This is a genomic window from Pseudokineococcus marinus, assembly GCF_013004605.1.
In the GTDB taxonomy this organism is placed as follows: domain Bacteria; phylum Actinomycetota; class Actinomycetes; order Actinomycetales; family Quadrisphaeraceae; genus Pseudokineococcus; species Pseudokineococcus marinus.
Genome location: NZ_JABEMA010000196.1, coordinates 1 through 5954, shown reverse-complemented (window position 1 = coordinate 5954; position 5954 = coordinate 1). Strand labels below are relative to the sequence as shown.

The following is a 5954-nucleotide window of genomic DNA, read 5'->3' as shown; positions in this document are numbered from 1 at the left end:
CCGCGGGCATGAGCGACGAGGACATCGCCGCCGAGCTGGCCGAGTTCGACCAGCACGACCGCTACGACTACGACGGCGACGGCGACTTCAACGAGCCCGACGGCTACATCGACCACTTCCAGATCGTCCACGCGGGCGGCGCGCTCGGCGAGCATCTCGAGGAGCGCGTCCTCGGGCAGCGGGCGCGAGAAGTGGTACCCCTGGGCACGGTCGCACCCGAGCCCGGCCAGCAGGGCGGCCTCCTCGGCGTGCTCGACGCCCTCGGCCACGCAGCGCAGCCCGAGGGCACGGGCGAGCTCGAGCACGGCCCGCACCACGGCGAGGCCCTCCGGGTCGCCCATGTCGCGGACGAAGCTCCGGTCGACCTTGAGCTCGTCCACGGGCAGCCGGCGCAGCGACGACAGCGAGGAGTAGCCGGTGCCGAAGTCGTCCACGGCGACGGACACGTCGGCGTGGGCCAGCTCCTCGAGCCGCTGGAGCACCGGCGCCTCGCCCGGCAGCAGCATGCTCTCGGTGATCTCGAGCACCAGCGCCTCGGGCGGCAGCCGCGCGTCGCGCAGGGCGTCGCGCACCAGGGAGACGAAGCCCGGGTCGGCGACCTGGCGCGGCGAGACGTTGACGGCGACGGTCGCCGACGGCGCCGTGGCCCGCCAGCGCGCCGCCGCCCGACAGGCCTCCCGGAGCACCCAGCGACCGACCGCCGCGATGTCGCCGGTCGCCTCGGCGACGGGCACGAAGACGTCGGGACCGAGCAGACCGCGCACGGGGTGCTGCCAGCGCACGAGCGCCTCGGCGCCGAGGACGCGCCCGTCCCGCAGGTCGACGACCGGCTGGTAGTGGAGGACGAGCTCCTCGCGCTCGACGGCGCGCGCGAGGTCCGCCTCCAGGGCCAGCCGCTCGGCGCGCTCGGCGTGCATGCTCGGGTGGAAGACGACGACCCCTCCTCCCCGCTCGACCTTCGCGCGGTACATGGCGAGGTCGGCGTCGCCGAGGAGCGCGTGGGCGTCGGCCTCCCCGTCCACGGCGAGCGCCACCCCGACGCTGGCACCGACGCCGAGCTCGATGCCCAACGAGCGCAGGGGCGCCGAGACGGCGCGCACGAGGCGCTCCGCGACCTCGACCGCGTCCCGCTCGCTCGCCACGTCCTCGAGCAGGACGGCGAACTCGTCGCCGCCGAGGCGGGCGGCCGTGTCGTCCGCGCGCAGGCACCCCTCGACCCGGGCCGCGCACTCCGCGAGCACGCGGTCGCCGACGGCGTGCCCGTACCGGTCGTTCACCTGCTTGAAGCGGTCGAGGTCCACGAAGAGCAGGGCCGTGCTCCGTCCCGTCCCGTCCCGGCGGGCGAGCGCCCGCTCGAGCCGGTCGAGCAGCAGCGCCCGGTTCGGCAGGCGCGTCAGCTGGTCGTAGAAGGCCTGCCGCGTGATGGCGGCCGTGTCGGCGTCGCCGAGGGCGATGCTCGCGTGCGCGGCGAAGGCGGCGAGCAGCCCCTCGGCCGCCTCGGTGTCCGCGGGCGCGACACGGGCCAGGAGCGCCCCCAGCGCCCGTCCCTGCAGGTGGACGGGGGCGGCGAGGCGCACCTCGCCGCCGACCCGGTCGCTGCTCGTGCCGGAGGCGGTGACGGCCCGGGCGGCGAGCGCGACGAGGTCATCGGCGCTGGTGGCCGCGAGGGCCGGGTGCGTGGAGGCGACGACGGCGAGCCGGTCGCCGGCGGGGCCGCCTTCGAGCGCCAGCGCCACCGGGACGCCGCCGAGCGAGGCGCTCGTGCCGCGGGCGACGAGGTCGAGCACCTCTTCCAGCGGCCGCCGGTGGGAGATGGCCCGCTGGACCTCGAGCAGGGTCGTCAGCAGCATCTCGCGCTCCCGCAGGGCGGCGAGCAGCCGGAGCCGCTCCCCCGCGGTGGCCTCGACCTCGGCGCGGGCGTCGCGCTCGCCCTCCAGGGCGCGCGCGGCGTCCACCGAGACGCCGAGCAGCCGCGCCATGCCCATGACGAGCGCGCGCTCGGCCGGCTCGAACCCGTCGTCGAGGCGGGCGACCACGAGCTGGCTCCCCGGCCCGAGGGCGGGCACGGGCATGGCGAGCGCCGTGACGGGGCCCAGGCCCTGGATGTCGACCGTCGCCGAGCCGCAGGCGCCCAGCGCCCGCACGAGGGGACCGACGTCCGCGCCCGGCGCCCACCCCGTCGAGGAGAGCACCTCCTCGCCCTCCAGGAGGAGCGCCACCTCGGCGTCGATGGTGGTGGCGGCCAGCTCGGCCGCCGCGCCGACCACCTCGGCCTCGGAGCGGCTCGAGGACGTCGCCGCGACGAACTCGACGAGCTGCGCCTGGGACGTGGCGGACGCGGGCACGTCACACCGCCAGCGCGACGAGCGTCTGGTTGTGGCAGCCCGCGTAGCCGCTGGTGCGAGCGATCTCCCCGAAGCTGTGGGACACGGACGTCGCGCTGCCGCCGACCTCCCGCACGGACGCGACCTCCGCGGCGACGCCCTCCTCGCCGAGCAGCTGCCGGCGCGCCACGCAGCTGAAGACGAGGAGCCCGGCCGGCGCGTGGTCGCCCAGGCCCCCGACCGCCTCGTCGCACGCGGTGCGGGCGGCCTGCAGCACCGAGCCCGTGTCGCCCTCCATGAGCCGGACGAGGCCGCCCTGCGGGACGGGCGTGACGAACTGGAGCGTGCGGTTCCGCAGGTCCGCCCCCACCACGACGCGCGCCTCCTCGCGGCGGCGGCGGGCCAGTCCCAGCGGGTGCAGCTGCGCGAAGGCGGCGAAGGCGCTGGCGTCGTAGTGGGCGGCCGACGGCGCGCTCAGGCGGGCGAGGTAGGCGTCGAGCGCCGGCTCGCCGTCCAGCGTCTGCACCTCCAGCCCCGTCGAGCCCGTGACGACGAGGGCGTCGCCCACGGGGCGCATGCCGTGGTGGGCGCCGACGCCGAAGGGTCGGTCGGAGGCGAGGACGGCCGCCACGACGCCGCCGCGGCGCACCTCACCGCCGTGCAGCAGCGCCGTGCGCTCCCGCCCGACGACCGCCGAGGAGCCGCCGCCGACGACGGGCACGGAGGGCCCGGCGACGTCGTAGACCCCGCGGACCAGCTGGTCCTGGCTGTAGTCGAGCCCGTCGGGGAGCAGGAGGAGCAGGCGGTGCCTCCCGGCGACGTGCTCGAGCGCCCTGGCGACCTCGACGCCGCGGGCGCGCACGTCGGGGTCGCTGCTGGCGGCGGTGGCCGCACGCAGCCCCGACCCTCCGAGGGCGGTGACGACGACGTCCGTGGCCGGCCCCTCCGCGCCGAAGGCGTCCGTCGCGCTGCCGCCGAGGAGGGGCGCCTCCCCCGTCTCGGAGCGGACGCCGGCGAGCACCTCGGCGTGGTCGAGGTGGCCGGCGGACTGGACGACGACGAGGGCCGGCGCGCGGCCCGCCAGCGCGCGGCCGGCCGCCTCGGCGCCGGCGCGCCGCGCGCCCGCGGCGGCGCTCGCCTGGCTCGTCGCCATCCACCGGTCACCGGTCTCCCCCATGCGTGGTCCGTCGTCCGGGTCCCTCCCCCGCTTGAGGAGACCCGGCGCGGGCGCGCCCGAGATCATCCACGCGGACGTGCGCGGCCGGGCCGACGGCGCGGCGGGGCGGGGCCCAGGTGGGAGACCCGGCAGCAGCACGGTGGACCGCCGCGACGACCTCCTAGCCTCTGGCCCCATGGCGGGCCTGCAGGACGACGCGCGGCGGCGCCGCTGGGAGCGGCGGGCCGAGTGGCCCCTCACCGCGGCGGCGCTGCTCTACCTCGTCGCCTACGCGGTGCCGATCCTCGAGCCGGGCCTCGCCCCGGCCTGGGCCACGACGGCGCACGTCGCCGGGTGGCTGCTGTGGGCCGTCTTCGCCGTCGACCTCGCCGTGCGCCTCGTGCTCAGCGAGGACCGGTGGGGCTTCCTGCGGGGCCACCCCCTCGACGTCGCCGTCGTCGTCCTGCCGCTGCTGCGGCCGCTGCGCCTGCTGCGCCTCGTCACCCTGCTGTCGGTGCTCAACCGCCACGCCGCCGACAGCCTCCGAGGACGGGTGGCGGTCTACGTCGGCGGCGCCACCGTCCTCGTCGTCGTGGTGGCGGGCCTCGCCGTCCTCGACGCGGAGCGGGGCGCGCCGGGAGCCCTCATCGAGACCTACCCCGACGCCGTGTGGTGGGCGGTGACGACCATCTCCACCGTCGGCTACGGCGACCTGTACCCCGTGACGGACGGCGGGCGGGCCGTCGCCGTGGGCCTCATGGTCGCCGGCGTGGCGCTCCTCGGGACCGTGACGGCCTCCCTCGCCTCCTGGCTCATCGACCGCGTGCGCGACGTCGAGGCGGAGCAGCAGGCGGCCACCCGCGGCGACGTCCACGCCCTCCAGGCGGAGGTCGCCGCGCTGCGCGAGGAGCTCGCCGCCCGGGCGTCGAGCGGGCTCGAGAGCGCGGGCCCGGTCGCACCGGGACCGGAGCGCGAGTGAGGGCCCAGTCAGGGGCCAGTCAGGGGGCCCGGTCAGAAGGCGCGGGCAGGAGCGCGGCCCGAGGTGGGGCGGCCCGCGGGAGGCGGCTTCGCGGCCGCGGTCCCGGCGGGTGGCTGCCGCGCCGTCGCGCACCCGACCGGCCGAGCGGCGTCACCCGCGGGGCCGTCGGCCGTTCGTCGGACCGGCGCGGTCGGCCGATGGTTGAAGCGTGGAGGACACGGGGGGATGCGGGTGCGCGCGGGAGTACGCGGCGCGCTACCCGGGGATGACGGAGGGCGAGCTCGCCCTCGTGCACGCACCGGTGTGCCCGGTGCGGCTGCAGCGGCTCGAGGGCCGCCGGAGGCGCGACGTGCGCCGGCGCCCCCGCCGCTGACCGCAGACCGCTGACCGCTGACCGCGCCCCGGCCGCTGACCCGGAGGAGCAGCGCCGGCCGGTCGTGCCGCTGCGCGCGCCGTCGCGCACGATGGTCCTGGGTCGCCGCCGGGCGGCGGAGGGCGGTGGGCAGGTGGAGGTCGTCGTCGTCGGCGCGGGCGTCGGAGGGCTCGCCGCGGCGCGGGGCCTGCACCGCGACGGCCACGCCGTGGTCGTGCTCGAGGAGGCGCCGGCGGTCCGCGCCAGCGGGGGCGCGGTGACGCTGTGGCCGGGGGCGACGGCCGTCCTCGCCGACCTCGACGTCGACGCCGAGCGGCTGGGCCGGCGCCTCACGCGCATGGAGCGCCGCTCGCCGGACGGTCGTCCGCTGCTGTCGCTCGACCTGCGGGCGGCCGGCGGGGCCGTCGTCACCGTGCCGCGCGGCCACCTCGTCGACGCCCTCGCCGAGGGCGCGACGGGCTCGCTCGTGCGGACCGGCGCCCGGTGCACAGGGCTCGCCGAGGGCGCTGAGGACGAGGACGGAGACGGCGGGGCGCGCCCGGCCGTGCTGCTCGAGGGCGGCGGGCGTGCGGAGGCGGACGTGGTGGTCGGCGCGGACGGCGCACGCAGCGCCGTCCGCGCGGCGCTGCACGGCGACGCGCTGCGTCCCACGGGGGCGACGACGTGGCAGCTGCCGCCCCTGCCCACCGGGACCGCCCTCGACGACGGGGACACCTGCCTCCTGCTCGTCGGGCGGGCCGGGATGCTCGGGGTCAACCCCTGCGGCGACGGCCTGGTGCAGGTGTGGTGGGACGTCCGCCGGACGCCGGCTTCCGGCGCGGGCGAGGAGCGCGCGGGCGGAGCACCCCACGACGACCCCGAGGAGCCGGCGCGCCTGCTGCGCCGCCTCTTCGGCGGCTGGCGCGCGCCCGAGGCGCGTGCGGCCCTGGCTCTCCTGGACGACCCGCGAGCGCGGCTGACCGCCTACGAGCGAGGCACCTACCGGGTCCACCGCCCGTGGGGCCGTGGGCGCGCCACCCTGCTCGGGGACGCGGCCCACGCCGTCCCGCCCGCCCTCGCGCAGGGCACCAACCAGGCCCTCGAGGACGCCGCCGCCCTCGCCCGCGCGCTGCGCCGACCCAG

Annotated in this window: 4 protein-coding genes and 2 pseudogenes; 4 read left to right on the top strand and 2 right to left on the bottom strand. The window is 78.5% G+C overall.

Translation table 11 applies throughout. The features are described 5' to 3' along the window. Positions 1-137, top strand: a pseudogene (locus tag HLB09_RS20415) (immune inhibitor A domain-containing protein); the annotation flags it as partial. 102 nt (positions 138-239) lie between these two features. On the opposite strand, the pseudogene HLB09_RS11935 reads toward HLB09_RS20415, so the two are convergent. Both HLB09_RS11935 and HLB09_RS11930 read right to left on the bottom strand, forming a co-directional pair. After that, a pseudogene (locus tag HLB09_RS11935) lies at positions 240-1850 on the bottom strand (putative bifunctional diguanylate cyclase/phosphodiesterase); the annotation flags it as partial. A 496-nt stretch (positions 1851-2346) separates the two neighbouring features. Continuing rightward, entirely contained in the window at positions 2347-3501 is a 1155-nt protein-coding gene (locus HLB09_RS11930; protein ID WP_171203589.1) for an FIST signal transduction protein, read from the bottom strand. Between the two features lie 175 nt (positions 3502-3676). On the opposite strand from HLB09_RS11930, the gene HLB09_RS19420 reads away from it, so the two are divergent. The 3 genes from HLB09_RS19420 to HLB09_RS11915 form a co-directional block, all read left to right on the top strand. Then, positions 3677-4459 (top strand): potassium channel family protein, encoded by a 783-nt coding sequence (locus tag HLB09_RS19420; RefSeq protein ID WP_171203588.1) that lies wholly within the window; start codon positions 3677-3679, stop codon positions 4457-4459. A 208-nt stretch (positions 4460-4667) separates the two neighbouring features. Then, positions 4668-4832, top strand: coding sequence for a hypothetical protein (locus tag HLB09_RS11920; RefSeq protein ID WP_171203587.1), 165 nt, complete (start codon positions 4668-4670; stop codon positions 4830-4832). Between the two features lie 64 nt (positions 4833-4896). Continuing rightward, positions 4897-5954, top strand: a 1058-nt coding sequence (locus tag HLB09_RS11915) for an FAD-dependent monooxygenase (protein WP_171203586.1), incomplete at its 3' end; no start/stop codon positions are given.